The sequence below is a fragment of the Amycolatopsis roodepoortensis genome, from assembly GCF_024628825.1.
Classification (GTDB): Bacteria; Actinomycetota; Actinomycetes; order Mycobacteriales; family Pseudonocardiaceae; genus Amycolatopsis; species Amycolatopsis roodepoortensis.
The window spans coordinates 4,726,106-4,751,451 of record NZ_CP102415.1 but is presented as its reverse complement, the minus strand read 5'-3'; the positions used below and the strand labels follow the sequence as shown (position 1 = coordinate 4,751,451).

The 25,346-nt window shown below is 68.5% G+C and carries 26 protein-coding genes; 11 read left to right on the top strand and 15 right to left on the bottom strand.

All coding sequences use genetic code 11. The features are described from left to right. Positions 1-41: 41 nt before the first annotated feature. Positions 42-1,142 carry a LacI family DNA-binding transcriptional regulator gene (locus NQK81_RS22535; RefSeq protein ID WP_034310329.1) on the bottom strand — a complete coding sequence of 367 codons (1,101 nt, stop codon included), beginning with the start codon at positions 1,140-1,142 and terminating at the stop codon, positions 42-44. A gap of 200 nt (positions 1,143-1,342) precedes the next feature. Between NQK81_RS22535 and NQK81_RS22530 the strand changes: the two genes are divergently transcribed. From NQK81_RS22530 to NQK81_RS22520, 3 genes are all read left to right on the top strand, one after another. Then, positions 1,343-2,275, top strand: a complete 933-nt coding sequence (locus NQK81_RS22530) for a metal ABC transporter solute-binding protein, Zn/Mn family (RefSeq protein ID WP_257483163.1) — start codon at positions 1,343-1,345, stop codon at positions 2,273-2,275. Further along, entirely contained in the window at positions 2,275-3,108 is an 834-nt protein-coding gene (locus tag NQK81_RS22525; protein ID WP_257483162.1) for a metal ABC transporter ATP-binding protein, read from the top strand. The genes NQK81_RS22530 and NQK81_RS22525 overlap by 1 nt, the downstream gene beginning before the upstream one ends. A gap of 174 nt (positions 3,109-3,282) precedes the next feature. Next, entirely contained in the window at positions 3,283-4,164 is an 882-nt protein-coding gene (locus tag NQK81_RS22520) for a metal ABC transporter permease (protein WP_126730193.1), read from the top strand. Positions 4,165-4,254: 90 nt separating this feature from the next. Here the strand turns inward: NQK81_RS22520 and NQK81_RS22515 are convergent, their stop codons facing one another. From NQK81_RS22515 to NQK81_RS22505, 3 genes are read right to left on the bottom strand one after another with little or no spacing between them, the layout of a single operon-like run. Continuing rightward, on the bottom strand, positions 4,255-5,478 hold the full coding sequence (locus NQK81_RS22515; protein ID WP_257483161.1) for a DUF445 domain-containing protein: 1,224 nt from the start codon (positions 5,476-5,478) through the stop codon (positions 4,255-4,257). A gap of 50 nt (positions 5,479-5,528) precedes the next feature. Beyond that, complete coding sequence (locus NQK81_RS22510) at positions 5,529-6,755, bottom strand: DUF445 domain-containing protein (RefSeq protein WP_257489685.1); 1,227 nt, start codon at positions 6,753-6,755, stop codon at positions 5,529-5,531. Positions 6,756-6,805: 50 nt separating this feature from the next. After that, positions 6,806-8,035 (bottom strand): DUF445 domain-containing protein, encoded by a 1,230-nt coding sequence (locus NQK81_RS22505; protein ID WP_257489684.1) that lies wholly within the window; start codon positions 8,033-8,035, stop codon positions 6,806-6,808. A 123-nt stretch (positions 8,036-8,158) separates the two neighbouring features. On the opposite strand from NQK81_RS22505, the gene NQK81_RS22500 reads away from it, so the two are divergent. Beyond that, complete coding sequence (locus NQK81_RS22500) at positions 8,159-9,097, top strand: coiled-coil domain-containing protein (protein ID WP_257489683.1); 939 nt, start codon at positions 8,159-8,161, stop codon at positions 9,095-9,097. A 4-nt stretch (positions 9,098-9,101) separates the two neighbouring features. On the opposite strand, the gene NQK81_RS22495 is transcribed toward NQK81_RS22500, so the two are convergent. The 4 genes from NQK81_RS22495 to NQK81_RS22480 all read right to left on the bottom strand — a co-directional run bounded on the left by NQK81_RS22495 (position 9,102) and on the right by NQK81_RS22480 (position 13,683). Next, complete coding sequence (locus tag NQK81_RS22495) at positions 9,102-10,541, bottom strand: FGGY-family carbohydrate kinase (protein ID WP_257489682.1); 1,440 nt, start codon at positions 10,539-10,541, stop codon at positions 9,102-9,104. Continuing rightward, positions 10,538-11,872, bottom strand: a complete 1,335-nt coding sequence (locus NQK81_RS22490) for an MFS transporter (RefSeq protein ID WP_257489681.1) — start codon at positions 11,870-11,872, stop codon at positions 10,538-10,540. Before NQK81_RS22490 ends, NQK81_RS22495 begins: the two co-directional genes overlap by 4 nt. Before the next feature lie 393 nt (positions 11,873-12,265). Further along, positions 12,266-13,060 carry a DeoR/GlpR family DNA-binding transcription regulator gene (locus NQK81_RS22485; RefSeq protein ID WP_126730204.1) on the bottom strand — a complete coding sequence of 265 codons (795 nt, stop codon included), beginning with the start codon at positions 13,058-13,060 and terminating at the stop codon, positions 12,266-12,268. A 5-nt stretch (positions 13,061-13,065) separates the two neighbouring features. After that, positions 13,066-13,683 carry a histidine phosphatase family protein gene (locus NQK81_RS22480; RefSeq protein ID WP_257489680.1) on the bottom strand — a complete coding sequence of 206 codons (618 nt, stop codon included), beginning with the start codon at positions 13,681-13,683 and terminating at the stop codon, positions 13,066-13,068. Positions 13,684-13,760: 77 nt separating this feature from the next. On the opposite strand from NQK81_RS22480, the gene NQK81_RS22475 reads away from it, so the two are divergent. From NQK81_RS22475 to NQK81_RS22450, 6 genes are all read left to right on the top strand, one after another. Then, positions 13,761-14,447, top strand: coding sequence for an HAD family hydrolase (locus NQK81_RS22475; RefSeq protein WP_126730207.1), 687 nt, complete (start codon positions 13,761-13,763; stop codon positions 14,445-14,447). Continuing rightward, the gene (locus tag NQK81_RS22470) at positions 14,444-16,129 is read left to right on the top strand and encodes a dihydroxyacetone kinase family protein (protein ID WP_257489679.1); all 1,686 of its coding nucleotides are present in this window, start codon (positions 14,444-14,446) and stop codon (positions 16,127-16,129) included. The genes NQK81_RS22475 and NQK81_RS22470 overlap by 4 nt, the downstream gene beginning before the upstream one ends. A gap of 1 nt (position 16,130) precedes the next feature. Then, positions 16,131-16,586 carry a ribose-5-phosphate isomerase gene (locus tag NQK81_RS22465; RefSeq protein ID WP_257489678.1) on the top strand — a complete coding sequence of 152 codons (456 nt, stop codon included), beginning with the start codon at positions 16,131-16,133 and terminating at the stop codon, positions 16,584-16,586. Between the two features lie 93 nt (positions 16,587-16,679). Continuing rightward, a complete protein-coding gene (locus NQK81_RS22460; RefSeq protein ID WP_257489677.1) occupies positions 16,680-17,714 on the top strand; it encodes a 2-hydroxyacid dehydrogenase in 1,035 nt (344 codons plus the stop codon). Beyond that, positions 17,711-19,159 carry an FGGY-family carbohydrate kinase gene (locus tag NQK81_RS22455; RefSeq protein ID WP_257489676.1) on the top strand — a complete coding sequence of 483 codons (1,449 nt, stop codon included), beginning with the start codon at positions 17,711-17,713 and terminating at the stop codon, positions 19,157-19,159. The genes NQK81_RS22460 and NQK81_RS22455 overlap by 4 nt, the downstream gene beginning before the upstream one ends. Positions 19,160-19,161: 2 nt before the next feature. Continuing rightward, the gene (locus NQK81_RS22450) at positions 19,162-19,812 is read left to right on the top strand and encodes a class II aldolase/adducin family protein (protein WP_257489675.1); all 651 of its coding nucleotides are present in this window, start codon (positions 19,162-19,164) and stop codon (positions 19,810-19,812) included. Between the two features lie 157 nt (positions 19,813-19,969). Here NQK81_RS22450 and NQK81_RS22445 read toward each other — a convergent pair whose 3' ends face one another. The 5 genes from NQK81_RS22445 to NQK81_RS22425 form a co-directional block, all read right to left on the bottom strand. Then, entirely contained in the window at positions 19,970-20,662 is a 693-nt protein-coding gene (locus tag NQK81_RS22445; RefSeq protein ID WP_257489674.1) for an HD domain-containing protein, read from the bottom strand. Positions 20,663-20,728: 66 nt separating this feature from the next. Further along, on the bottom strand, positions 20,729-21,367 hold the full coding sequence (locus NQK81_RS22440; RefSeq protein WP_257489673.1) for a hypothetical protein: 639 nt from the start codon (positions 21,365-21,367) through the stop codon (positions 20,729-20,731). 40 nt (positions 21,368-21,407) lie between these two features. Next, complete coding sequence (locus NQK81_RS22435) at positions 21,408-22,454, bottom strand: hypothetical protein (RefSeq protein ID WP_225949732.1); 1,047 nt, start codon at positions 22,452-22,454, stop codon at positions 21,408-21,410. Positions 22,455-22,603: 149 nt separating this feature from the next. Next, positions 22,604-23,209 carry a transglutaminase domain-containing protein gene (locus NQK81_RS22430; RefSeq protein WP_257489672.1) on the bottom strand — a complete coding sequence of 202 codons (606 nt, stop codon included), beginning with the start codon at positions 23,207-23,209 and terminating at the stop codon, positions 22,604-22,606. After that, positions 23,206-23,766, bottom strand: coding sequence for a TetR/AcrR family transcriptional regulator (locus NQK81_RS22425; protein WP_257489671.1), 561 nt, complete (start codon positions 23,764-23,766; stop codon positions 23,206-23,208). The genes NQK81_RS22430 and NQK81_RS22425 overlap by 4 nt, the downstream gene beginning before the upstream one ends. Positions 23,767-23,853: 87 nt before the next feature. On the opposite strand from NQK81_RS22425, the gene NQK81_RS22420 reads away from it, so the two are divergent. Next, positions 23,854-24,573, top strand: a complete 720-nt coding sequence (locus NQK81_RS22420) for an alpha/beta fold hydrolase (protein ID WP_257489670.1) — start codon at positions 23,854-23,856, stop codon at positions 24,571-24,573. On the opposite strand, the gene NQK81_RS22415 is transcribed toward NQK81_RS22420, so the two are convergent. Further along, positions 24,501-24,980, bottom strand: a complete 480-nt coding sequence (locus NQK81_RS22415; RefSeq protein ID WP_257489669.1) for an HIT family protein — start codon at positions 24,978-24,980, stop codon at positions 24,501-24,503. The two genes, NQK81_RS22420 and NQK81_RS22415, sit on opposite strands and share 73 nt — an antisense overlap. Positions 24,981-24,989: 9 nt before the next feature. Further along, positions 24,990-25,334, bottom strand: a complete 345-nt coding sequence (locus tag NQK81_RS22410) for a hypothetical protein (protein ID WP_257489668.1) — start codon at positions 25,332-25,334, stop codon at positions 24,990-24,992. Between the last annotated feature and the right edge of the window lie 12 nt (positions 25,335-25,346).

Here is a 25,346-nt window from a genome sequence, read left to right as displayed (position 1 = left end):
GAACCGACACACCGGGGGAGAGCAACGCGAGCGGACGCAGATCACGGCCCGAACCAGCGTTCTTCGGCCGTTCGTGGCGGCGCCGAGGTGCGGCCGACCCGCAGTTCCGTGTGCAGGGTGATCACCTTCGGCCCGACCCGGTCGGCCGAGCTGAGCAGCAGCTTGCCCGCCGCCTTGCCCTTTTCGAGCACCGGCTGGTGGACCGTGGTGAGCCCGGAGCGTTCGGCCTCGGTGATGCCGTCGAATCCGGTGACCGTCAGATCCTGCGGCACGCGCAGGCCCCGGCGCTCCGCCTCGGCCAGCGCGCCGAGGGCGAGGATGTCCGAGGTGCAGATCACCGCGGTGACCTGCGGATACGCGTCGAGCAGCTGACGCGCGGCCGACGCGCCGTCGTCCACCGTGTGGTCGAAGCGCTCGACCACCGGCACCGTCGCCCAGTCGACCCCGGCCGCCGAGAACGCGGCGGCCAGCGCCTCCAGGCGGATGCGCTGGACGTGGAAGTGCGCGGCGCTCTGCCGCTGGATGGAGACGAAGTCGTCGTTGCGCTCGCGGGCCAGCCGCATGCACAGCACGCCGATCTGCCGGTGGCCGAGGGAGATGAGGTGTTCGGCCATGGCGGTGACCGCGGCCGCGTCGTCCGGACCGACCCGGTCGACGCCGTCGACGCGGGGCTGGTCGACGATCACCGTCGGCACCGGGCGTTCCAGCACGGCGCCGAGATGCGGGTCGTCGTCGGGCACCGAGTAGACGACGAAACCGTCGACACCGGCGCGGTGCACGGCCGCGACGTCCTCCCTGCCCGGGCTCGCCGGGACCAGGTGCAGGCCGACGCCCGCGTCCTCACAGGCCAGCGCGAGCCCTTCGAGCACGCCGACGGCGGCGGGGTCACGGAAGGCGTAGGAGAGGTTCTCGGTGAGCAAAAGACCGACAGCGCCGGCTTTGCGCGTCCGCAGTGAACGGGCCACCGGGTCCGGGCCCGGGTAGCCGAGGCGGCGTGCGGTCTCGAGGACGCGACGGCGCAGCTCAGGGGACAACTGGTCCGGTCGGTTGTAGGCGTTCGAGACGGTGGTCCTCGACACACCGAGCTCTGCGGCCAACGACGCCAGTGTCGCCTGCCTCCTGGTGCGGATAGGACGGCCCATCCGCAAACCGTAACGGTTCAGAACGTTTTGCAGAAGCATCACCCGACGTGTGGCAGGTCTCGATTCAGAGTGACCCTGGGTACAGCTCGGACCAGGACCGGAGGCGTCGTCATCCGGATGGGGTACAGTTGAATCTGACAACGGTTTCCATTACCCGGCATTGGGGACACCTGGCCAGGGCATCCGCAGGAGTGCAGTAAATGAATTCCCGCCGTACCAAGAGTGTTTTCGCGGCCGTGTCGGCCCTGGCCGTCCTCGCGCTCGGCGCGACGGCCTGCGCGTCGAGCGACAAGGCGTCGACGGGCACCGGTTCGCAGAACGCGTCCGCCGCGAACCCGGGCGGCGGCGAGAAGATCAAGGTCGTCGCCTCGACCGACGTCTGGGGCAGCGTCGTGACCGCCGTCGGCGGGGACAAGGTCGAGGTCACCTCGATCATCCACGACCCTTCGGCCGACCCGCACTCGTACGAGACCACCGCGAGCGACGCCGTCGCCGCGAAGAACGCGAAGCTGACGCTGTCCAACGGCGGCGGCTACGACGACTTCTTCTCCAAGCTGGCCGATCAGGCCACCGGTGCGCAGAAACTGGTCGCCGTCGACATCGCCGCGACCGGCAACGAGAACGAACACGTCTGGTACAGCCTGCCGGGCGTCGAGAAGGTCGCCGACCAGGTCGCCGCGAAGCTCGGCGAGATCCAGCCCGCCTCGAAGGACGCCTTCACCGCCAACGCGACCGCGTTCAAGGGCAAGACCCAGGAGCTCCTGAAGAAGGTCTCGGGCCTGGGCGCCTCGGGCGCGAAGGTCGTCGCGACCGAGCCCGTCGCGCACTACCTGCTCGACAGCGCGAAGGTGACCGACGCGACGCCTCCGGCCTTCGCCGAGGCCGTGGAAGCGGAGCAGGACGTGCCCGCCGCCGCGCTCAACGAGGTCAAGCAGCTGATCTCCGGCAAGCAGGTCAAGGCGCTGGTCAACAACGCGCAGACCACCACCCCGGTCACCCAGCAGGTCGTCGGCGACGCCAAGAACGCCGGTATCGCGGTCGTCGACGTCACCGAAACGCTGCCCCAGGGTGTGACCGACTACATTGCATGGATGACCAAGGAAGTGGACGCGCTGGCCGGAGCACTGAAGTAGTGACCTCCGTACCTGCCGAAGCTCGCCCCGCGGTCCGTGTCCGCGGGGCGAGCCTCGCGTTCGGCCCAAGGACCCTCTGGTCCGGGCTCGACCTCGACGTCGAGCCCGGCGAGTTCCTCGCGATCCTCGGGCCGAACGGCTCCGGGAAGAGCAGCCTGCTCAAGGTGCTGCTCGGCCAGCAGGGGCTGCCCGAGGGCACGGTCGAGATCGCGGGGCGGCGCCCCGGCGGGACGAACCGGCGGATCGGCTATATCCCGCAGCAGCGCGCCCTCGACGAGGGCCTGACGATGCGCGGGGTGGATCTGGTCGGCCTCGGCCTGGACGGGCACCGGTGGGGCACTGGGCTCTTCGGGATCTCGAAGCGGCGTCAGCTGGTGTCGCGGGCGATCGAGTCCGTCGGCGCGCAGGCGTACGCGAAGCAGCCGGTCGGCCGGCTTTCCGGTGGCGAGCAGCAGCGGCTGCGCGTCGCCCAATCCCTGGTCGGCGACCCCGAGGTCCTGCTCTGCGACGAGCCGCTGCTCTCCCTCGACCTCGCGCACCAGCGTGCGGTCAGCGAACTGATCGACGAGCGGCGGCGCTCCGCCGGGACGGCCGTCCTGTTCGTCACCCACGAGATCAACCCGATCCTGTCCTATGTGGACCGGGTGCTGTATCTGGTGAACGGCCAGTTCCGGGTCGGCAAACCGGACGAGGTGATGAACTCGGAGACCCTGTCGGAGCTGTACGGCACCCGCATCGAGGTGCTGAAGGTCGGCGGGCAGATCCACGTCGCCGGTGCGCAGAGCGCGCTGTGCGAGGACGAACCCCACCACATCGACGAACAGGCCAGCTAGCACCGTGGTAGACGAAGTGAGGTCATTCGTGCGGCCCGGACCACACGTGGAACCCGCCCTGGCCGGAGGCCTCGGGATCGGGGCGGCAGGGCGCCTCGGCAGGCCGGCTCGACCGACGGCGCGAACTCGCGCCCTGGCGACGCGATCCCGGTCGCGGGTTCTTGGATAGACACCGTGGACAAGATGTTCGACTTCGCCCTGACCGGCGAACTCCTCGGTCTCGATTTCGTTCAGACGGCGTTGCTCGCGGCCGCCGTCCTCGGCCTGGTCGCCGGGGTGCTCGGCCCGCTGGTGGTCATGCGGCGGATGTCGTTCGCCGTGCACGGCACCGCCGAACTGGCCTTCACCGGTGCTGCCGGCGCGCTGCTGCTGGGGGTCGGCGTCGAACTCGGCGGCCTCGCGGGCGCGGTCATCGCCGCCCTGCTGATCGGGCTCCTCGGCGGCCGCGAGTCCGAACGCGACTCCGTGATCGGCGTGATCCTCGCCTTCGGCCTCGGCATGGGCGTGCTGCTGCTGTCGTTCTACGAAGGCCGCAGCGCCAACAAGTTCGGCATCCTGGTCGGGCAGATCATCACCATCGACTCGACCAACCTGAACCTGCTCGTCGGCGCCTCTGTCGTCGTGCTTGTGGTGCTCGCGGTGATCTACCGGCCGTTGCTGTTCGCCACGGTCGACCCGGCGGTCGCGACCGCGCGCGGCGTGCCGGTGCGGCTGCTGTCGCTGATCTTCGCGGTGCTGGTCGGGATCTCGAGCGCGCTCGGCGTGCAGATCGTCGGCGCGCTGCTGGTGGTCTCGCTGATGGTCACCCCGGCAGCGGCGGCCGCGCGGGTCACGGCGAGCCCGTGGAAGGCGACCGTGCTGTCGATCGTGTTCGCGGAGATCGCCGCGCTCGGCGGGATCATTCTTTCGCTGGCGCCGGGGAAGCCGGTGAGCGCCTTCGTCACGACGATCTCGTTCGTGATCTACCTCGTCTGCCGTCTCATCGCGTGGCTGCGCGGGCGCTCGTCGCGGGTCCGCGTCGAGCCGACGGCAGTGGCGCAGCCCGCCGTGCCCTAGCGGATCGGGTGCTCACGCCCAAATCGCGTTTAGCCCGCTAAACGCAGGTGCGCGCGGACCTGCGTTTAGCGGGCTAATCGCGATCCGGCGTCAGTGGAGCATCAGGAGGACCTGCAGCTCACCGACCACGAAACCGATGACCCCGCCCACCGCGATGAGCTTCCATTCGTCCTGCCGGAACGCCGGCCTCAGCAGCCCCTCGAACTCCAGCGGCGTCAGCCCGAGCATCCGCCGCTCCACGATCTTCGCGACGTCCATCGCCTCGGTCAGGTAGCCCTCGGCGTGGCGGATCGTCGGCGGCAGCCGCTCCAGCGCCTTCCGCGCGGCCGCCTGTTTGATCTCCTGCAGCCGCTGCCCGCCGACGGCCATCGCGACCACCGGTTTCGCGACGCTCGCCTGTTCGTCGACGGCCCGCGCCACGAGCCGCTCGACCAGCGCGTACAGCCGATCCGATCGCGGCCCCCGCAGGACGGCGTCGAGCAGGTTCGGCACGGTGAGGATCTCGTTCGCGATCATCTCGCCGTACTGATGCGCGACCTCGGCCCGCCGCCGCTGGAACTTGCCCTGCAGGATCACCCGGCCGAACCGCACCGGCTCACGCGGCACGAAGATCAGCTTGATCGCGAGCCAGTCGGTGAACAGCCCGATGCACCCGCCGAAGATCGGCAGCACCCACGGCTCCTTCGTCAGCGCCCAGACGAACGCCTGCACGATCCCGAGCCCGAAGCCGAAGTAGATCCCCGTGCGCGCGATGAACGCCATCTCCGGCCGCGACGTCTCGCGGATCAGCCGGACGAGCAGCTTCTTGTCCCTGGTGAGGCGCTGCACGGTCATGTGCTGGAAGTCGAGCACCTCGTCGAGGTTCTCGGTCATCTCCGCCATGAACTCGCGCACCAGCCGCGGCGTCGACGCCTGGACCTGCTTGATCAGCAGCTCCTGCGCCATCGTCGGCATGACCTCCCAAAGCCTGGGATGGTGCTTTTCGAGCACTTCGCGGGCGACCTCGTCCACGGCCCGCAGCAGCGGCTGCTCGATCTCGCGCGTGATGATCGCCGGGTCGATCCGCCGGAAGACCTCCTTGACGTCCAGCAGGTTCGACGTCAGCAGTTCGGTCGCGACGGCGGCCATCCGCCCGCCGTGTTTGGGCACCACGCCCTGCCAGCCGAGGAACGGTTTGATCCCGACGAACTCGAGCGGTTTGAACATCATCTCGATGGCGACGCGTTTGGTGACGTAGCCGATCAGTGCGGCGACGAACGGGATCGCGGCGTACAGCCACCAGTGCCGCGCGAGGTCGTCCAGGACGGCGTCCACTCGACCTCCTCGCTTCGCTCAGGGAAGGGGGAAACGGTATCGGGTGGCCGTCAGTGAAGCAGCAGAAGCACCTGAAGTTCACCGACGAGGCCCCCGATCACCGCGCCGACGGCGATCAGCTTCCACTCGTCCTGCCGGAACGCCGGGCGCAGCAGCTGCTCGAATTCGAGCGGGTTCAGCCGCCGCATTCTGTCCACAATGGTGTTCCGGACGTCGAGCGCGTTGACCGCGTAGCTCTCGGCGTGGCGGATCGTCTCCGGGATCCGTGCCGCCGCCTTCGCCGCCGCCGTCCGCTTCATCTCCTGGAACCGCCTGCTCCCGACGGCCAGCGCGACGAACGGCTTCACGACGCTCGCCTGTGCGTCGATCGTCCGCTGCACCTCGCGGGTGATCATCGTGAACAGCTTGTCCGACTTCGGCCCGCTCAGCACGGCTTCGAGCAGGTTGGGGATGGTGATGATCTCGCGCGCGATCATGTCGCCGTAGTCGGCGGAGACCTGGTCCTTGCGCTTCTGGAAGACGCCTTGCCAGGTGTAGAAGCCGAAGAACCGCTTCGGCTCCCGCGGCAGGAAGATCATCTTCAGGGCGATCCAGTCGGTGAACCAGCCGATGCCGATCCCGAACAGCGGCAGCACGATCGGCGACTTCGTCAGCGCCCACACCAGCAGCTGCACACAGCCGAGCGAGAACCCGAACACGATCCCCGACCGCGCGATGAACCGCATCTCCGGCCGTGAGATGTCGCGGATCAGCCGGTTCAGCAAGGCCTTGTCGCGCACCAGGTTCGTCACGACCATGTGCTTGAGGTCGAGTACGTCCTCGATGTTCTCCGCGATCTCGCCCATGATCTTCGTGATCGCGCGCGGCGCCTCGGCCTGCACCCGTTTGAGCAGCAACTGCTGGGCGGTGTTCGGGAGCACTTCCCAGAGCCTGGGCTGGTACTGCTCCATGACCTCGCGGGTGACGTCCTCGACGATCCGCAGGAGCGGCTGCTCGATCTCCTTCGCCACCTGGGCCGGGTCGAGCCTGGCGAAGATCTCCTTCGGGTCCACGAGGTTGGTCGTCAGCATTTCGGTGGCGGTCGCGGCCATGCGCTCAGCGTTGGCGGGCAGCACTCCCTGCCAGCCGAGGAACGGCTTCACGCCGACGAATTCGACCGGTTTGAACATCATCTCGATGGCGACGCGTTTGGTGACGTAGCCGATCAGCGCGGCGATGAACGGCATGCTGACGTACACCGGCCAGTGCTCGCCGAGATCGGCGATGACGGCGTCCACTTTCCAGCCCCTCCCGCGTCGCGCTTGAGGGGCAACCTAGCCGCCTGTCCTCAATGGAGGAGTAGCAGGACCTGAAGTTCACCCACGAGCCCGCCGATCACCGCGCCGACCGCGATCAGCTTCCATTCGTCCTGCTGGAAGGCGGGACGGAGGATCCCCTCGAACTCGAGCGGGGTCAGCTGCTGCATCTTCGTGACGATGGTGTTGCGGACGTCGAGCGCGTCAGTGGCGTAGCTCTCGACGTGTTTCACCGTTTCGGGGAGATACGCGATGGCCTTTTCCGCCGCGGCCTTCTTCATCTCCTGGTACTGGACCCCGCCGACGGTGAGCGCCACCAAGGGTTTCGCGATGCTCGCCTGCGCGTCGATGGTGCGCTGCACCTCGCGGGTGATCATCGCGAACAGCTTGTCCGACTTGGGTCCGGTGAGCACGGCCTCCATCACGTTCCGCACGGTGAGCACCTCGTCCGCGATCAGCGCGCCGTAGTCCTTGGCGACCGCCTGGCGGCGTTTCTGGAACATGCCCTGCCAGCTGAAGAACAGGAACCGGCGCGGCTCGCGCGGGTAGAAGATCATCTTCAGGGCCAGCCAGTCCGTGACGAAGCCCGTGACGAAACCGAAGATCGGCATGATCAACGGCTGCTTCGTCAGCGCCCACACGACGAACTGGACCAGGCCGATGACGAACCCGAACCAGATACCGGACCGGGCGATGAACCGGAGCTCCGGGGTCGCGACCTCCTTGATCAGGCGGCAGGTCAGCGATTTGTCGCGGACCATCGCGTTGATCAGCATCTCGTTGACGTCGAGGACCTCGTCGATGTTCGTCGACACCTCGCGCATCAGCCTCGCGACGACCTTCGGCGCCTGCGCCCGCACCTGGTCGACCAGCATGCGCTGCGCCCGGGTCGGCAGCAGTTCCCACAGCCTGGGCTGGTACTGCTCCATGACCTCGCGGGTGACGTCTTCGACGGCCTTGAGGAGCGGCTCCTCGAGTTCCTTGACCACCTCCTCGGGATCGAGCCGGGAGAAGATCTCCTGCGGATCGACGAGGTTCTTGGTCAGCAGGTCGACGGCGGTGGTCGCCATCCGGCGCGAGTTGGCCGGGATGACGCCCTGCCAGCCGAGGAAGGGTTTGATCCCGACGAACTCCAGTGGCCGGAACATCATCTCGATGGCGACGCGTTTCGTGATGTACCCGATCAGCGCGGCGATGAAGGGCATCGTGGCGTAGACGTGCCAATGCTCGCGGATGTCTTCGAGGATCGCCGAGATGTCCAACCAGGCCTCCCCTGCTTACGAGCCGTCAACAAAGCAGGATGCCATGTGATCGCCCTGCCGCACGCCGAGTGCAGCCGTTTGGCGGTACTGCCGCACGGGTCCCCGCTCATTAAGGTGGCCGCCATGGTCGCTCCTGAGAAGACGGCGCCTCAGGCGCCCTCAGCGAAATCGTCCCAGTTCGCGGGCGCTGTCCGCGGTTACGACAAGCGTCAGGTCGACGAGCGTCTCGCCGAGCTGGCGGCCGAAATCAAGCAGGCCTCACGCAGCCGCGACGAGGCCGTGGCGACCGCCGGTGAGCTCACCAAGGCGCTCGGCCACGCCCAGAAGGAACTGGACGAGACCAAGGCCGCCCTCGTGCGGATGAGTTCGAGCCCGTCCGGCGCCGGCGCGATGGCCGAACGCGTCCGCATGATGATGCAGCTCGCCGAGGAGGAGATCGCCGACCTCAAGGCCGCCGCCGAAGCGGACGCCAAGTCGACAAGGGCCGAAGCCGACAAGTACGCCCACGAAACCCAGCGTGCGATCGACAAGGCCGCCAAGGACGCGCAGGCGGAGCGGGAGAAACTGCTCGCGGACGCCAAGGCCGAGATCGAACGGCTGAACTCCGAGGCGGCGCAGAAGCGCAAGGAACTGGACATGGAGAGCGTCCGGACCCGCGCCGCGGCGGACAAGAAGGCCGAGGAGGCATCGGCCGCTCGCCGCGCGGAGGCGGAGAAGGCGTCCGCGGACAAGATCGCGGAAGCCGACCGGGTGTCCGCGGCCAAGCGTGCCGAAGCCGAACGGATCTCGGCGGAGAAGATCGCCAAGGCGGAGAAGGCTTCGGCGGAGGACATCGCCGCGAAGCAGGAGCAGGTCGCGGAGGCCCTCGCCGACGCGAAGACCCAGCAGGCCGAAGCTCAGCAGGCGAGGAAGCTCGCGCTGGAACTCCGGTCGAAGGTCGCCGACCGGCTTTCCGCCACGGACGTCGCCGTCCAGGAAGCCATCAAGCTCCTGGCTCCCGCCCCCGACGCCGAGGCGCCGAAGCCTGCTCCTGACAAGACCAACGGCCCACGTCCTTCCTGATCTCTCACCGCTGGGCGACGGCGAACAATTCGTCGTCGATCCAGCCCCGGGTGTGCAGCTCGGTGCAGAACCGCCGGTACGACTCGGCGAGCGCGGCGCTTTCGCGCTCGTCGGGTTCGACCAGCACCCCCTGGCCGAGCCCTCCGGACGCCTCCGCGAGCCCGCCCGGCAGGACTCCCGCCGCGGCGAGCAGCGCGGCGCCGTACCCCGTTTCGGCCTGTGGTGACACCCGCAGGCCGAGACCGGTGACGGTCGCCCGGATCCGAGTCCACAAAGGACTCTTGCTGCCGCCGCCCGCCGCCAGCAGCGGATCGGTGATCGTGACGCCGAGGCGGCGCAGGTGATCCAACGCCAGCCGCTCGAGGTAGGCGACTCCCTCCAGCCGGGCCCGGTGCAGCTCGACCTCGTCGGCTTCGCCGGACACGAAACCTTCGGCGTCCGCGCTGGCGAACGGGAAGCGTTCGCCCTTGCGCCGCAACGGGTACGCGACGATCTCGGCCGGGCCCCGGGAGGCCGCCGCCGCGTCGAGTTCGGGAAGGCGCTCCTGCCCGGCGACGGCCTCGCCGCCGGTGTTCGACGCGCCGCCAGGGAGCCACCAGCCGTCCGGATGACGGTGGCTGTACATCGCCCCCGTCGGATCCGGCACCAGCTCTTCGGTGACTCCCTTGAGCACATAGGTCGTGCCGAGGATGCCGACGAAACTCCCGGGGGTGATCGCCCCGGCCGCGAGCTGGCCCGCGCAGCCGTCGGTCATCCCGGCCACGACCCGGCAGCCTGCCGGAAGCCCGGCGACCGGACGGGCCACCTCGCCCAGCACGGTGGCCGGTGCGACCACCGAGGGCAGCAGGCTCTCCGGCACTCCCAAGGCATCGAACACCTCGCCCGGCCATTCGAGGGTGAGCGGGTCGTAGCCGCTTTTCAGCGCATGCGACCAGTCGGCCGCCACCGGCCCGCCGGTGAGTTCGGCCGCGATCAGCTCGGGCGTGTGCCGGATCCCGGCGACGCCGGGGACGTGCCCGGCCAGCCAGGCGATGCGGCCGAGCGCGGCCGTGGCGGACACGCCGAAACCGAGCCGCCGCCAGCGCTCCGCGCCGAGTTCGGTGGCCTCGCGGTTGAGCTCCGCGCCACGCCTGTCGTCGTACATCAGCGCGGGTGTGACCGGTTCGCCCGAGGTGCCGACCCCGACGATCGTCCCCGACGTCGCGGCGACGGCCACCGCGGCGACCTCGCCGCCCCTGCCCGGCAGCTCGCCGGTGACCTTCGCCAGCACCGTCTTCACCGCGGGCCACCAGGACCGGGCGTCCTGCTCGCTGCGCCCACGGCCGTCGCGGACCGGTGCGGGCAGCGGCGCGGCGGCCGAAGCGAGGACGGCGCCGCCGCGTACCGCGAGGGCACGGACCCCCGCGGTGGCGACGTCGATGCCGATCGTGACGGGTTGGTTCACGTGGTGACGACCTTCTCTCCGACTTCTTGCAGACTCTTGTCCTCTTCGATCGCCTTCGCCGTCTCCTCGGGCAATTTCAGGTAGCGCACCATGACCGCCGCGACCAGGTACAGGGCGGCGAAGACGATCACCACTCCGGCCGCGCCCAGCGGGCCGAGGAACAGGCTGACGATCGCCGGCCCGACGAACGCCGCCGCGCCCGCGCCCAGGTTCAGCAGCGCCATCGCACCGCCCTTGTTCTCCGGGGCGAGGGAGGGGAGCAGCGCCGAGATCGGCACGAACCCGGCGAGCGTGGCGCCGTACAGCGCGCCGACGAGCAGCGCGAGCCAGTAGTACTCGGCGCCCATGGCGATCGGGACGAAGTACAGCAACAGGATCGAGATCGCGCAGCCGATCGCGCCGAACCAGAAGATCGTGGTGCGCCAGCCGATCCGGTCGCTCAGCACGCCGAAGATCAGGTTGAAGAAGATGTTCGTCCCGTAGATGACCGAGACCAGGAGGAGCCAGCGGCTCTCCCCGAACCCGATGTCCTCGATGAAGATCGTCGGGAAGAACACCAGCATCCCGAACTCGGGCGCGGTGTTGATGACGCGGACGAGCATCCCGACGCCGACGCGGGGCTTCTTCCACGCGATCGACACGCTGGACACCAGGCTCTGCACCGGTTTCACGTCCGGCGGCGCGAGCCGCGTGTACCCCGTCCGCTGCCGGACACCGAAGATCGCCAGCACGCCGCCGAGCCCCAGCAGCGCCACCGACAACCAGAGCGTGCCGTACTGGCCCAGCACCGGGTTCGTGAAGCTCGCGACCAGCGCGCCCAGCGTCGGAAGCCCGCCGGTGAACGCGAAGTAGAACCAGCCGACGGCCGCGCCGAGCCTGGCGACCGGCGCCACCGCGGTGATCCAGACCAGGAAACCGAACGCGAACATCGGATAGCCGAAACCGCGGAGACCGTAGAACACCAGCATCAGCGGGTAGCTCTCACCGGAGACCGCGACCGCGAGGAACAGCACGTCGAACACCAGCCAGATGGCCAGGCCGATCATCATCACGCGCCGCGGCCCCCACAGATCCGACAGCGCGCCCGACAACCACGACGCCAGCATCACGGCGACGCCGTACACGGTGATCACGTACGAGGCCTTGATCTCGGTGCCCGCGCCGTTGTCCGCCATGAACGGCGCGATGAAGCCCGACTCGACCCCGTCGCCGATCATGAACAGCAGCAGCCCGGCGTAGCCGAGGAACAGCGGGGCGGGCAGGCCCCAGCGGTTCAGGACACGGGCGAACCCGCTCTCGGGTCGCGATAACGGCGATGTTACCTGGTTCATGCACGCCTCCATGACGTCGTGTTCAGCGTATCATGGATCGTGTTAACTTAACTTTCAAGATGTTACATCGGTCGATTTTCGTGTTAGCCTCGCGCGCCCGGGCGGGTTGGGTGGTGGCGCGTGAAGGCCCCCTTCCCTCGGCTGAGCCGAGGGAAGGGGGCCTTCACGTCCGTCCAGGCACGCGTGTCGTCCGTCCAGTCACGCGAAACGTCGGCATCGGTACAGGGGTCGTGAGTGTTTTGGGTCGGCAGAACGACCCGAAACACTCACGACCACGCTGGCGAGGCAGCCGTCGAGGTTCTCCACTTTGTGAGCTGCATGTACTCCGGGGGGCGTTTTCTCGGCTGAGCCGAGAGAAGGAGGCCTTCACGTACTTCGGGCCGGCCTGAGGCCTCAGAGCTCAGCGATGTCCACTTCCACCTGGCTCCGCATCTCCTCGGCCAGATGCTCTTCCACCCCGTCGTCGACGATCAGCACATCGAAGTCGCTCAGCGGCGCCAGCCGGTGCAGTGCCGCGCGTTCGGTCTTGCTGTGGTCCATCAGCAGCACCTTCGTCCGGGCGCTGGCCAGCATCGCGCGTTTCAGCATCACGATCTCCGGCTCCTGGTGGAACGTCATCCGCGTGTTCATCGCCGAGGTCGAGACGAAGGTCGCGTCGACGTTGATCCGCTCGATCGCCTCCAGGCTCTGCATGCCGAGGAACGAGTCGTGGGTCGCCGAATAGTCGCCGCCGATGCAGATGAGCCGCAGGTCGGGGACGCCTTTGAGCAGTTCGATGGCGCCGAGGTAGTTCGTCGCGACGGTCAGCGGGGTGACCCGGTGCAGCATCTTCGCCAGCGCGAGCGCGCTCGTGGAGTCGTCGAGCAGGATCGACATCCCCGGTTCGACGCGGGCGAGCGCGTGCGCGGCGATGGCCATCTTCTCCTCCGAATGCACGTTCATCCGGTAGTCGGCGTTGCTTTCGAAGACGGTCGACGGCATGGCCGACACGCCGCCCCGGTACTTCCGGAGCAGGCCGCGCCGGGCCAGTTCGTCGACGTCGCGGTGCACGGTCATGGTGCTGACGCCGGTGAGTTCCACCAGTTCGGCGATGCTCGCGGAGCCGGTCGTGAAGACGTGTTCGGTGATCAGCTGCTGACGCGTGTTACGAGAGTGTGCGCTCGCACCGGCCGTCTTCTCATCGCTCATACCGTTCAGTATCGCGTGCGCGCCGGCTGGTTGAGGCGCAGCAGGCCGGTGCGCGTGCCGTCGATCGCGATCTCGGTGACGGCCGCGTTGTCCAGTCGCGGGAACACTGTGCGGTAGGTCTCGAGCGGGATGCCGAGCAGCGCGCACAGGGTCAGCCTGATCAGCGTGTTGTGCGCGACGACCAGCACCGTCTCGCCCGGGACCTCGGCGGCGATCCCGCGCAAAGCCGCGGCTCCGCGGGCGGCGGCCTCCGCTGGAGGCTCCGAACCCGGGAAGGCGCCGGTCACGGGATCGGCGAGAAATCGCGCGACCGCCTCGGGATCCGACGCCGCCAGCTCGTCCCTGGTGCGCCCTTCCATCAGTCCGAAATGGACTTCACGCAGGCCGTCGACCACTCGCAAGGGCAGACCCAGTGCCTCGGCCGAAGGTTCCGCCGTGCGACGGGCCCGGCTCTGTGGCGAGCAGAAGACGGCCGACGGCTCGATCGCGGCGGCGAAACCGGCGAGTTCGTCCGCCTGGCGCAGCCCTTCCTCGGTCAGCGCGACGTCGCTGCTGCCCGCGTACCGGTTCTCGGCGTGCCATTCGGTCTGGCCGTGCCGTGCCAATAACAACCGTGCGACCACGGGATCCCTCCTCAGGGCTTGTCCAGATCACATCATCGATGTTAACTTAACAGCATCGATGTGAAAGGAGATGCCGGATGGCACTCGCCGCGGTGGTGTTCGACCTGGACGGTGTCCTCGTCGACAGTGAACACCTTTGGGAGGAGAACTGGGTGGCGTACGCCGCCCGGCACCGCACCGAATGGACGGCTGAGGACACCGCGTCCGTGCAGGGGATGAGCGCGCCCGAATGGGCCGCGTACCTCGCGAAGCGGTCCGGCACCCCGGAAAGCGCGGCCGAGGTCGAGCGTGCCGTGGTGGACGGCATGATCGCCGCGATCGAGGCGGGGGAGGCGCCCTTGCTGCCGGGCGCCGGGGAGATGGTCCGCGAGGTGAGCGCGAAGGTGCCGGTCGCGCTGGCGTCGTCGGCCGCCCGCCGGGTGATCGACGCGGTACTCGGCAAGCACGGGCTCACCGGCGAGTTCTCCGCGACCGTGTCCAGTGCCGAGGTCGCCAGGGGCAAGCCGAGCCCGGACGTCTACCTCGAAGCCGCGGCCAGGCTGGGCCGGTCCGGCGAGGAATGCCTCGGCGTCGAAGACTCCAGCAACGGCATCCGCGCCGCCGCGGCGGCCGGGCTCACCGTGATCGCGCTGCCGAACCCGGTGTACCCGCCGAAGCCGGACGCGCTGGAGCTGGCCGCCGAGGTCGCGGAGAACAACGACGACGTGCGGCGCAAGCTGCTCGCGTACCTGTCCGGCGAATTCGCGGAAGCGAGCGGGCGATGACGGTCCTGGGTACCGCGGAGACGTTCAAACGCGACTGGCTGGACGGGTTCGTCACCGCCTACGGGCGTTCGGTGCGCAAGGTGCCCGATGCCTACGGCGTGCTGCGCCGGGAGGAGTCCGCGCCCAAGGTCGCGGTGGTGATCGGCGGCGGCTGCGGGCACTATCCCGCGTTCGCCGGGCTGGTCGGTCCCGGTCTCGCCGACGGGGCCGTGGTGGGCGACGTGTTCACCAGCCCGAGCGCCGAGCAGGTCTACCGCACCGCGCGAGCCGCGGAGAGCGGCGCCGGCGTGCTCTTCGGTTACGGCAACTACCAGGGCGACGTGCTGCATTTCGGGCTCGCCGCGCGCAGGCTGGCCGCCGAGGGCGTCGAAAGCCGGACGATCCTGGTCACCGACGACATCGCCAGCGGTCCCGCCGACGCGCCGGAAAAGCGCCGCGGTGTCGCCGGAGACTTCCTGGTCTTCAAGATCGCGGGTGCCGCCGCCGAACGCGGTGACGATCTGGCCGCCGTGCACGCGGTGGCGGAGAAGGCGAACGCGAACACCCGGACCTTCGGCGTCGCGTTCGGCGGGTGCACCCTGCCCGGCGCTTCCGCGCCGTTGTTCACCGTCGGCGAGAGCGAGATGGAGCTGGGGCTCGGCATCCACGGCGAGCCCGGCGTGCGCACGGTCGGCAGGCTGAGCGCGCGGGAACTGGCCGACGAACTGGTCGACGGCCTCCTCCCGGAGCTGCCCGCCGGCGACGGCCGGGTGGTGGTCCTGCTGAACGGGCTCGGCCGCACCAAGTACGAGGAGATGTTCGCGACCTACACCCGCGTGCACGAGCGGCTCGCCGCGGCGGGGCTCAGCCCGCTGCACACCGAGGTCGGCGAATTCGTCACGTCGCTCGACATGGCCGGGGTCTCGCTGTCGATCCTGGTGCTGGACGACGAACTCGCCGAGCTCTACGCGGCTCCTTGCGACACCCCTGGCTACCGGAGCACCGGTGCCGCGCTGACGCCGGTGCCACTGGAGTCCACAGTGGACTCGCTGCTGGCCGATATCGCGCCGGGCGAGGGCATCGTGGACCGGGCGTTGACGGCGGCCCTGCGCGATATCGAGGCCAACGAGGCCGAACTCGGCAGGTTGGACGCGGTCGCGGCCGACGGCGACCACGGGCTGGGCATGACGAGGGGGATGCGGGCCGCGGTGGCCGCCGCACGGCGTGACGAAGACTCGCTGTCCACCGCGCTCCTGGCCGCCGGGACGGCGTTCGCCGACGCGGCGGGCGGTGCGTCCGGAGCGCTGTACGGGGTCCTGCTCGCCGAGACCGGTGCGGGGCTGCGCGGCCGGTCTCCGGGCGAGGTGACCACGGCGGCCCTCGCGGACGCCGTCGACGGTGCCGTGGCGGCGTTCGTCGAACTGGGCAAGGCCGAGCCCGGCGAGAAGACCATGCTCGACGCCATCGAGCCGTTCAGGCTGGCGTTGCGCGAACAGGCCGAGGCGGGCGCCGACGTCCCGCAGGCCTGGCAGAAAGCGGCGCAGGTCGCGGTGAGCGCGGCCGAGGCCACGGCGGACCTGTTGCCTGTCAAGGGGCGGGCGGCGCGGTTGGCGAAGCGGAGCGAAGGGCATCCCGATCCCGGGGCCACTTCGTTCGCGTTGCTCGTCACCGCGGTCGGCCAGGCTCTGGGAAAGGAAGACTGAAATGCGGATCGTGGTGGCGGCGGACAACGCCGGGGTCGCCCTCAAGGATCAGCTGCGTGATCTGCTCCTCGCCGATGACCGGGTGGACGAGGTCACCGACCTCGGCGTGGCCGACGGCGCCGACGACAAGGCGTATCCGCTGCTCGGCCTCGCGGCGGCGGAGAGGATCGCGCGAGGCGAGGCGGATCGCGGCGTGCTGGTCTGCGGGACCGGGATCGGCATGGCCATCTCGGCGAACAAGGTCCCGGGGGTGCGGGCCACGGTCGCGCACGACTCGTACTCCGCCGAGCGTTCGGTCAAGTCGAACGACTGCCAGGTGATCACCTTCGGCGCCAGGGCGATCGGGCCGGAGCTGGCGAAGAAGATCGTCGCCGAATGGGTCGGCTACCGCTTCGACCCGACGTCGGCCAGCGCGAGCAAGGTCGCGCACATCACCGAATACGAGCAAGCGCACTGAATCGGCAGGCAGAAGCCGGCGTCGATTGCGGTGGCGGGTTCACCAACAGACACTGAGAAGCGCCCGATGCGGGCACGGAGAGAGGACGCAGAGTTGCGGATACTCGCTGCGGGAGACCATTTCGTCGGCACCGGCCTGCTGGCCGGCGCCGTCCGTGCCGAGATCGGCGCCGGGCACGAGTTCTCGGAACTCACGCTGCCGTGGCCGGTGGAGCCGTTCGGTCCGGTCGCGAACGTGCACGAGGCCAGCGGCACCGAGGAGCAGGTGATCGAGGCCTTGGCGGGAGCCGAGGTCGCGGTGACCCAGATGGCGCCCTTCACCAAACAGGTGTTCGCCGCCGCGCCGGGCCTCAAACTCGTGTCGGTGTGCCGGGGAGGTCCGGTCAACGTGGACCTCGCGGCGGCCACCGAGGCGGGTGTCGCGGTGACGTACGCGCCCGGCCGGAACGCCGGCGCCGCCGCCGAGTTCGCGGTGGGGATGATCCTGGCCGCGATGCGCCGGATCTCGACGTCCTCGGCCGAGCTGCTGGGCGGCACCTGGCGCGGCGACTACTACGCCTACGACCAGACCGGTCTCGAACTCGACGGCACCACCGTCGGCCTGGTGGGGTACGGCGCGATCGGCGCGCGGGTGGCCAAGGTGCTCATCGCGTTCGGCGCGAAGGTGCTGGTCTCGGATCCGTTCGCGGACCCCGCCAAGATCGCCGCCGACGGCGCGGAGCTCGTCGAGCTGGACGATCTGCTGCGTCGCAGCTTCGTGGTGAGCCTGCACGCCCGGCTCACCGAGGAGACCCGGCATCTGATCGATGCAGCCAAGCTCGCCCTCCTGCCCGAAGGCGCCGTACTGGTCAACACGGCGCGCGGGGGCCTGCTCGACTACTCGCCGCTGCCGGAAGCCCTGCGTTCGGGACGGCTCGGCGCACTCGCGCTCGACGTGTACGACGTCGAGCCTCCGCCTGCGGACTGGGTGTTGCGGGACGCGCCGAACGTGATCGCGACCCCGCACCTGGCCGGAGCCAGCAGGCAGACGGCGGAGCGCGCGGCGAGCATCGTCGCCGCCGAAGTCGGCCGGTACGTCCGTGGGGAGGCGCTCGCGAATCTGGCGAACCCCGAGGTCCTGCGGCCATGATCATCGGCGTCGACATCGGCACGTCACTGACGAAGGCGGTCGTCTTCGACAAGGCCGGGATGTCCGTGGCGAGCGCGTGCACCACGTCCGAGGTGCACCACCTGCCGGGCGGACTGGTCGAACAGGACCTCGACCAGGTACTCGGCACTGTGGCGACGGTGGTGCGCGAAGTCGCCGCCGGGCTCGACGGCCCGGCCACCGCGTTGGCCCTCACCGGTCAGGGCGACGGATTGTGGCTGCGCGACGAATCCGGCGAGGCCGTCCGCCCGGCGATCTCCTGGCTCGACGGCCGGGCGAACTCGCTGCTCGCCGAATGGCAGGCCGGCGGAGTGACCAGGGAAGTGTTCCGCCGCACCGCGTCGGGAATGTTCCCGGGTTGCGCCGCGGCAATAATGTCCTTTTTGGACACTCATGAGCCGGAGTCGCTGGACAGGGCGGCGGTGGCGGGTTACTGCGTCGACGCGGTGCTCCAGCGGTTGACCGGTGAGATCACCGTCGACGCGTCGGACGCGTCGCTGCCCTTCCTCGATCCGGCGACCCGGCGTTACGACGAGGGCGCCATCGCGGCCGTCGGGCTCTCCCACCGCCGTAGCCTGTTCGTGGAGCCCGCCGCGCCGAAGACGGTCTTCCGGCTGGATGAACGTGGAGCCGGGCTGCTCGGTCTTCCCGTTGGGCTGCCGGTCACCGCGGGTCCGTTCGACCTGCCCGCGAGCGCCATCGGCGCCGGCGTACGACGTCCGGGCGATGGCATCCTCACGGCGGGCACCACCCTTGCGTGCCAGGTCCTGACGGACTCGGCGGAGTTCGATCCGGAGGGCGAGCCGGCGGGCATGTTCCTTTGCACGCCCGAAGAAGGGGAGTTCCTGCGGGCGATGCCCGCGATGGTCGGCACCGCGGGCATCGACTGGGTGTGCCGCCTGTTCGGCATCGCGGTCGAGGAGATCGGTCCGCTGCTCGACACGAGCAGGCCGGGTGCGGGTGGTGTTCGCGCGCTGCCGTTCCTCTCCGCGTCGGGTGAGCGAGCCCCGTTCGTCGACGCTTCCGCGAGGGCGCAGTTCTCCGGGCTGAGCCTGGAGAGTGAACGCGGCGACATCGTCCGGGCGCTGTGCGAGTCGATCGCTTACGCGGCAAGGCATTGCTTCGACGCCGCCGGGCTCACCGGCACGTTGTACGCCTGTGGCGGCGGGGTCCGCTCGCTCGAGTGGACCCGGATCTTCGCCGACGTTCTCGGGCGGCCCATCGTCATCCCCGGCGATCCCGGGGTCGGCGCGCGGGGTGCGGTGATCGTCGCGGCGGACGCCCTCGGCGAACCGGTCGACAGGGAGCTCTGGGCGGAAAGCGCACGCGTCGTCGAGGTCCGGCCGGAGAACGTAGAGTTCTACGAGCAGGGCTACGCCGACTATCAGGCCTCACTGGCCGCGGCCCGCGGACTCTGGAGGTTGTGACGGTGATCCTGGCCAAAGAACGCTTGGCGGTCTGCGAATTCGCCCGCCGGATGACCACCGACGGGCTCGTGGTCGGCACCTCCGGTAACGTCTCCGCGAGGCAGGGCGACCTGATCGCGGTGACCCCGACAGGCGTCGACTACGCCGGGCTGCGGCCGGAAGACGTACCGGTCGTCGGCCTCGACGGGGAGATCGTGGAGGGCACGCTCAAACCGACGAGCGAACTCCCGATGCACCTCACCGTGTACCGGCAGGCCACGGATCCAGACGGCAAGCCGGTCTCCGCCGTGGTGCACACGCATTCCGTGCACGCCACGGCGGTCTCGACCCTCGTCACCGAGGTGCCACCGATCCACTACATGCTCGCCGCGATCGGCCCGACAGCCCGCGTCGCGGCCTACGCGACGTACGGCACCGAAGAGCTCGCCAAGGTGATGCTGGAAGCGCTGGAAGGCCGCCGCGGCTGCCTACTGGCGAACCACGGCACCGTCACCTTCGGCGACAGCCTCGGCTCCGCGTACAGCCGGGCGCAGCAGCTCGAGTGGGTCTGCCAGGTGTGGCTGACGGCCCGGGCGGCGGGAACACCGACCCTGCTCCCGCCCGCCGAGATCGAGCACGTCGTGGAGAAACTTCGCGGCTACGGCCAGCGCTGAACGTCACGCGAGTTACGCCTCCGATCACGCGAGTTACGCCTCGAATCACGCGAGTCGCGCCTCTGAGCACGCGAGTTACGCCTCGAATCACGCGAGTCGCGCCTCTGAGCACGCGAAATCCGCCGTTCGCCGGCCGACGAGCGAGCGTCACGCGGGATCAGGAAGCGGCGGGCTCGGCCTCGAAGTCGGTGGCGTCCACGGCGTGTACCGCGTCGAGGAGTTCGACGACCGTCGGATCGTCGACGGCCTCCTTGATGCACTGCCACAACTGAAGATTCGCCAGTGCCCAGCGGGAGTAGTTCTCCGCCGCCTTGGGGTTGTAGAAGTAGTAACCACTGTCGTGGACATCGCACTGTTCGCCGACGATCTTGTCCGCCAGCTCGCGGAGGCTCAACCCGTTCTCCCGCAGATAGCGGTGGGCGAGTACGACAGGCGTCACCGGCAGCGCCTTGAACAGCGTGTCGGCATCGCTCAGTGCTTGAGCCTCGAGCGAGATGTGACGGCCTCTGGTGGCCATCTCGGCTTCGTCGATGATTTCGTCGATCCACTGGGCGACGGATTCCTCGACACCGCATTCCCGCAGGATGCCCATCCGGAGGTCTCGCCCGGCGGCCGCGGGGGAGTTCCGGTGCACGATGTAGTTCACGTCGTGCACCAGCGCCGCCACCTCGACGACGGCGCGATCCGCACCGTTGTGTTCGGCGAACCCCGCGGCCTTCGCCCGGACGAAACTGACGTGGTGCCAGCCGTGGAACTGCAGTTTGTCCGCATAACGCCAGCACAGTCGCCGGACATGGTGTTCGACGGCTTCGATGGTCTGCGAAGGAATCGTGCTCTTTCGCGCGCGCATATACCTCTCCGATCCCGTTTACGGACGGGTGGAGCAAGGGTATGCGCCTTCGACGGCGGTGTGTAGTCAGATACGGCCCGCGAGGTCCCCCAATCGGACCTCGACCGGAACGTGACGATGCCCGATTCCGGTTTTCGGGTCGAAGGAAAGACTGAACTCGCTCACCGGACGTGATTTCACCAGAAACGTCATAGTCCCTTCGGTGGCCTCGGGAATCCGATGGAACTCGTCCGCGTACATGACGCCCGCCGACCCTGTCTGGCACAGGGTGCTACGTCGTAACCGAACCGATGTGATCAATCCGGAAAGTTGATCTCGCAGGGTCGAATATCGCTCGTGGACGTAGTTGCCACGGAGGATCGTGGTGCAGAAGTGATATCTGTGATTGTGCACGGAATCGGCGTACCCCTCGCGCCAGTCCGACGGCGCCTTGTACTCGTGTAGCCAGATCGAAAAGGGATCGGTCGGGCAATCGAGCAGGCACCAGGCGAAATGGGTGGTGGTCTCCCGGGACCGCTCGAGTACCGCGCTCGCCTCGTCCGGGCTCAGCGAAGCCAAATGCCGCCGGAGGTCGTCGCGCAGCTCTGGTCTCGACGTCCAGTCGCGGAAGATCCCGTCGACGATCTGCCAGTGCTGCGTCAGCGGCAGGTCCGTGGTCCGGAGCAGCGCGGAGAGCTGGGTGAGGGGGGACAAGCGAGTGAGCAACTTCAGCTCCTCAAATCTAGTGCCGTGCGACGCCGAGAGGTCAGGGGTTCAGCTCGGCGATTGTGGTGAACTCCTTCCGGAAGGTGTGGAATTTCCCTTCCAGTTCGAGGAAGTTCTCTTCGGACAGGGGAGAACCGGTGATCTTTTCGTACAGGGCGAGGAAATCCGCCCTCGTCGTCGTGGTCGAGATGCGGAAGTGCCGTCCGGAGCGCGATTGCGACACGCGCAGGAACTCGGAGCGTTCCTTGTTGTACAGGAACGAACCTTCGCTGAACCGCAGCGTGCGCGGATACAGCGTGGTCGCGCCGCGGATGTCGCTGTACAAGGTCACCCAAACGCTCTCGTCGAACACTTCGAGCCGGTCCAGTGGCGGGTCGGCGACGACGGTGATGTCCACCAGCGAGCACCGGCTGCGCGCCAGGAACAGCCCGACGAGGCCGATGCTGATCTCGTCGTTGAGCCGCTTCTGGATCGTCTCGTAGTCCATTCCCGCTTCTTCGCTGCGCAGGAGATAGCGCGCCCTGCCGCCGATCGCGCCCTCGTCGCGTGGGTCGGCGATGACCACGCGAAGCTCCCTTTCGGTTCGGGACAACAACAATCGGGCGGCGGCGTGCCTGCCGGAGAAGCCGCGGAAGAAGTAGTGCCTGGTCGCGTCGAGGTCTTCGGTCATGACCCGGTTGAACATCGGGTCCGGATCGGTGGTCGCCTCGAAGACGTGGGTGGGGAAGAATTCCTTGTTGAGCGAACGGTATTCGGCGCTGAGCGCTTCCAGCGCCCGGCGGCTCTCCTCGATCACCGGGGTCACCATCGCGCGCTGCGACGCGGTGGCGGTGATCAGGGTCTGGCCGAAGCCGACCACCGCGGAGATCAGGGTGCCGGTGCCCACCGAGGTGAGCAGTGTCTTGCCGGCGCCGGGATCCATCATGCTGGAGATCCACAGGCTGAGGCCCGCGACGACGACCAGTACGGTGAGCAGCAGACTCGTCCTGGTCCAGAAGATCTCTTGCAACGGGGTACGGCGGAGCCGATCGGCTTCCGCGGGCACGAAGGTCACCTCCTTGATCAGCACTCGAACGGACGAACGCAGTGCGTATCTGTTCGAGTGCGGGGAGTTACTCTACGCGCATCGTGACCAGCCCGAAATAAGAAATTCGGGGGAAAGCGACCGACAACGAATGTGACGCTCGGCGATGCCGGTTTCGCATCGGAGGTTTCGCCGGAACACGGAAAAACCACTCACGGAGCGTGCGGAAGTATTCCTTCGTACCAGGCGGGTCCGGGCTTCGCCGACGACAAGGTTTCGACGACCGCCGAAGACGGTGCGGTGTACACCGTGGGGAAGTCGATCTCGCCCTTGCCCGGGTCCAGTGTCCACGCCAGCCGCTCATCTTCCGGCAGGCTCGCTTGTATCAAAGGAAAGTGCGCGTCCGCACCGTTTTTGTTGCCTCTGGGATCGAGCCGGATCCACCGGTCCAGACTTGCGAGGTACACGCCGTTGAGCCCGTGCAGAACGCCGATCCGCTGATAACAGAACCCGGCCGGGATGCCTTGGCTGCGAAGCAAAGCGGCCAGAAGGTGGGCCTTCGCGTAGCAGAGCCCGACTCCCTCGCGCAGAACGTCGGAGGCCATAAGAGTGACCCGGGAATCGGCGGCGTCCACCGTATGGTCGATCTCGTCGCGCACGAAGTGAAACATCGAACGAATCACGTCGACTTCGGTGCCACCGGTCGGTGACAGGCTGTCAGCCGTTTCGCGGATCAGAGGGTGATCGTGATCGACGATCGCGTCGGCGGCGAGATAATCTTCGAGGCGCTCGGATTCGATCTTCAACGTGATTTTCACGCGGCACCACCCAGTACGGTATCGACGGCTTCTTCGAGGAATTTCGGGCCGGCGTCGCCGCCGCGCAGCAGCAACCGGAACCAGATCGCCCCCGCGAGCAGATCCATCACCAGAACCGGATCGACGCCGGCGCGCAGTTCGCCTCTCGCGGTGGCGCGTTCGAAGATCGGCTCTTCGCGTGCCATGCGGTCGGCGAAGAAACTCCGTGCCACGTCACCGAGTTCGGGACGCCGGGTGCCCGCGGTCAAGGCCGCCGTGACGACCGGCGCGGTGTGCTCCGAGGTCAGCAGCCGGTGGATTTGCGTTGCCATGGCGAGAAGGTCGCCGCGCAGGCTGCCGGTGTCGGGGATGTCGAGGGCGAACAGGTCCGAGTCGCGCAGCGCGGCGGCCAAGAGTGCGTCCTTCGACGGCCACCATCGGTACAGCGTCGTCTTGTTGACGCCGGACCGGGCGGCAACGGCCTCGATGGCGAGCTTGTCGTAACCGTGCTCGGCCAGCAGTTCGAGAGTGGCGGCGAAGATCGCCTCGGCCTTGCGCGGACCGTTCTGGGTGGTCACCCGGCAACAATACAACGCACCGTTGCGTTGCGCACCGAGGGCGCGTACTTTGCAACGCAACGGTGCGTTGCATTCAGGAGGTAGTCCATGGTCCCCATCGTCTTCGTCCACGGCATCCGGCTCAGCGGCGCCGCGTGGACCGAGCAGCTCGAAGTGCTCGGACAGGCCGCGAAGGCAGTCGATCTCCCAGGCCACGGCACCCGCCGGGGAGAGCGGTTCACCTTGGACGACGCGGCGGACGTGATCGCCGAAGCCATCGACGAACCCGCGCTGGTCGTCGGGCATTCCCTCGGTGGTTACGCCGCCATCGCCGCGGCCGCGCGGTATCCGGAGCGCGTGGCCGGACTCGTCGTCGCGGGCTCGACCTTCCTGCCCGGCCGTACGCTGGAAACTCCGTTCCGCGTGGCGCACCGCTTGCTCATGCGGCTGCCGGGCCAGGGCGAGCGGCTGAGCCGCTGGCAGTTCCGAAGCGTCCTGCCGCCGAAACTCGCCGAAGCGGTGATCGGCGGCGGCATCGCGACGGAGGTGATCCCGGACGTCGCCGAGGCCTTCGCGGACTTCGACGTGCTGGCGAAACTCGCGGCCTATCCGGGCCCCACTTGGCTCATCAACGGCTCACACGATCACATCCGCCGCCATGAACGCCGCTTTCTCGACGCCTGCGCCGACGGGCGCCTCGTCACCGTTCCGAAAGCCGGGCACTACCTGCCGATGGTGCGCGGCAGGGAGTTCGCTCAGCTCGTGGTCGACGCGGCTCGCAGCCTGTCGATCTCCGCGGTCAGCTCGGAACGCAGCGAATCGTGCTGAGGCCCCAACGAAGAGGCCCAGTTTTCCACCGGATACAGCCAAACCGGCCGTCCGACCACCTCGGCGGGCTCCCAGTCGTAACGCGGCCAGACGTGCGCGTGCAGGAACGGATCCGTGTTGCCGAGAATCTCCAGGTTCACCCGGCGGAAGCCCGGATCCCTACGCGCGCAGACGTTTTCGACGGCTTCGCCGAGTAGCTCCAGGTCCGACAGGAACTTCAGCCGTCGCGGCCGCGGTAGGTCGGTCAGCCTGCCGACGGCCGGGGAATCGGTCAGCAGGACACAGTAGCCCGGCAGGAACTGCGTATCGCCGATCACCGCGAACCCCGCGTCCAGCCGCCGCAGCACCGTCGGGTTCTCCCCGCGCAGCGCCGAACCGATCCGATCCCGCTTCCAGTCGCCGGTCATGCGGCAAAGCTAGCCGACCGGGAACATCGAACCGCCGGATCCGGTGAACTGGGCGGTCAGGCGGACCGGCTCCGGATGGGGTGCCAGCACGATCGAGGCGAACGGTGTCGCGGCGGCCTGTGACCCGTAATTGGTGTGCAGATGCGCGCTGACGTGGACGTTCCGGTCGGCGGGGATCTCGAACGTGACCGCACCCCACGAGACCAGGAACTGCCTGCCGTCGATGCTCACGAACGGGGCGTACGGCACCGAGCTGGAGGGGAACGGCCGCAGTTCGACGGTGAGCAGCCGGCGCGGCCCGTCGTGGGCGTCCACGTACGGGATCACGCCGGGCTGGCTGGACAGGTCCGTCATTCTCGGGGCTCC

Coding starts and splice junctions, on each gene's coding strand:
- NQK81_RS22535 (WP_034310329.1), bottom strand. CDS start 1,142: ATGGGCCGTCCTATCCGCACCAGGAGGCAGGCGACACTGGCGTCGTTG.
- NQK81_RS22475 (WP_126730207.1), top strand. CDS start 13,761: ATGGCACTCGCCGCGGTGGTGTTCGACCTGGACGGTGTCCTCGTCGAC.
- NQK81_RS22465 (WP_257489678.1), top strand. CDS start 16,131: ATGCGGATCGTGGTGGCGGCGGACAACGCCGGGGTCGCCCTCAAGGAT.
- NQK81_RS22500 (WP_257489683.1), top strand. CDS start 8,159: ATGGTCGCTCCTGAGAAGACGGCGCCTCAGGCGCCCTCAGCGAAATCG.
- NQK81_RS22455 (WP_257489676.1), top strand. CDS start 17,711: ATGATCATCGGCGTCGACATCGGCACGTCACTGACGAAGGCGGTCGTC.
- NQK81_RS22470 (WP_257489679.1), top strand. CDS start 14,444: ATGACGGTCCTGGGTACCGCGGAGACGTTCAAACGCGACTGGCTGGAC.
- NQK81_RS22490 (WP_257489681.1), bottom strand. CDS start 11,872: ATGAACCAGGTAACATCGCCGTTATCGCGACCCGAGAGCGGGTTCGCC.
- NQK81_RS22530 (WP_257483163.1), top strand. CDS start 1,343: ATGAATTCCCGCCGTACCAAGAGTGTTTTCGCGGCCGTGTCGGCCCTG.
- NQK81_RS22485 (WP_126730204.1), bottom strand. CDS start 13,060: ATGAGCGATGAGAAGACGGCCGGTGCGAGCGCACACTCTCGTAACACG.
- NQK81_RS22445 (WP_257489674.1), bottom strand. CDS start 20,662: ATGCGCGCGCGAAAGAGCACGATTCCTTCGCAGACCATCGAAGCCGTC.
- NQK81_RS22415 (WP_257489669.1), bottom strand. CDS start 24,980: ATGACCGGCGACTGGAAGCGGGATCGGATCGGTTCGGCGCTGCGCGGG.
- NQK81_RS22410 (WP_257489668.1), bottom strand. CDS start 25,334: ATGACGGACCTGTCCAGCCAGCCCGGCGTGATCCCGTACGTGGACGCC.
- NQK81_RS22420 (WP_257489670.1), top strand. CDS start 23,854: ATGGTCCCCATCGTCTTCGTCCACGGCATCCGGCTCAGCGGCGCCGCG.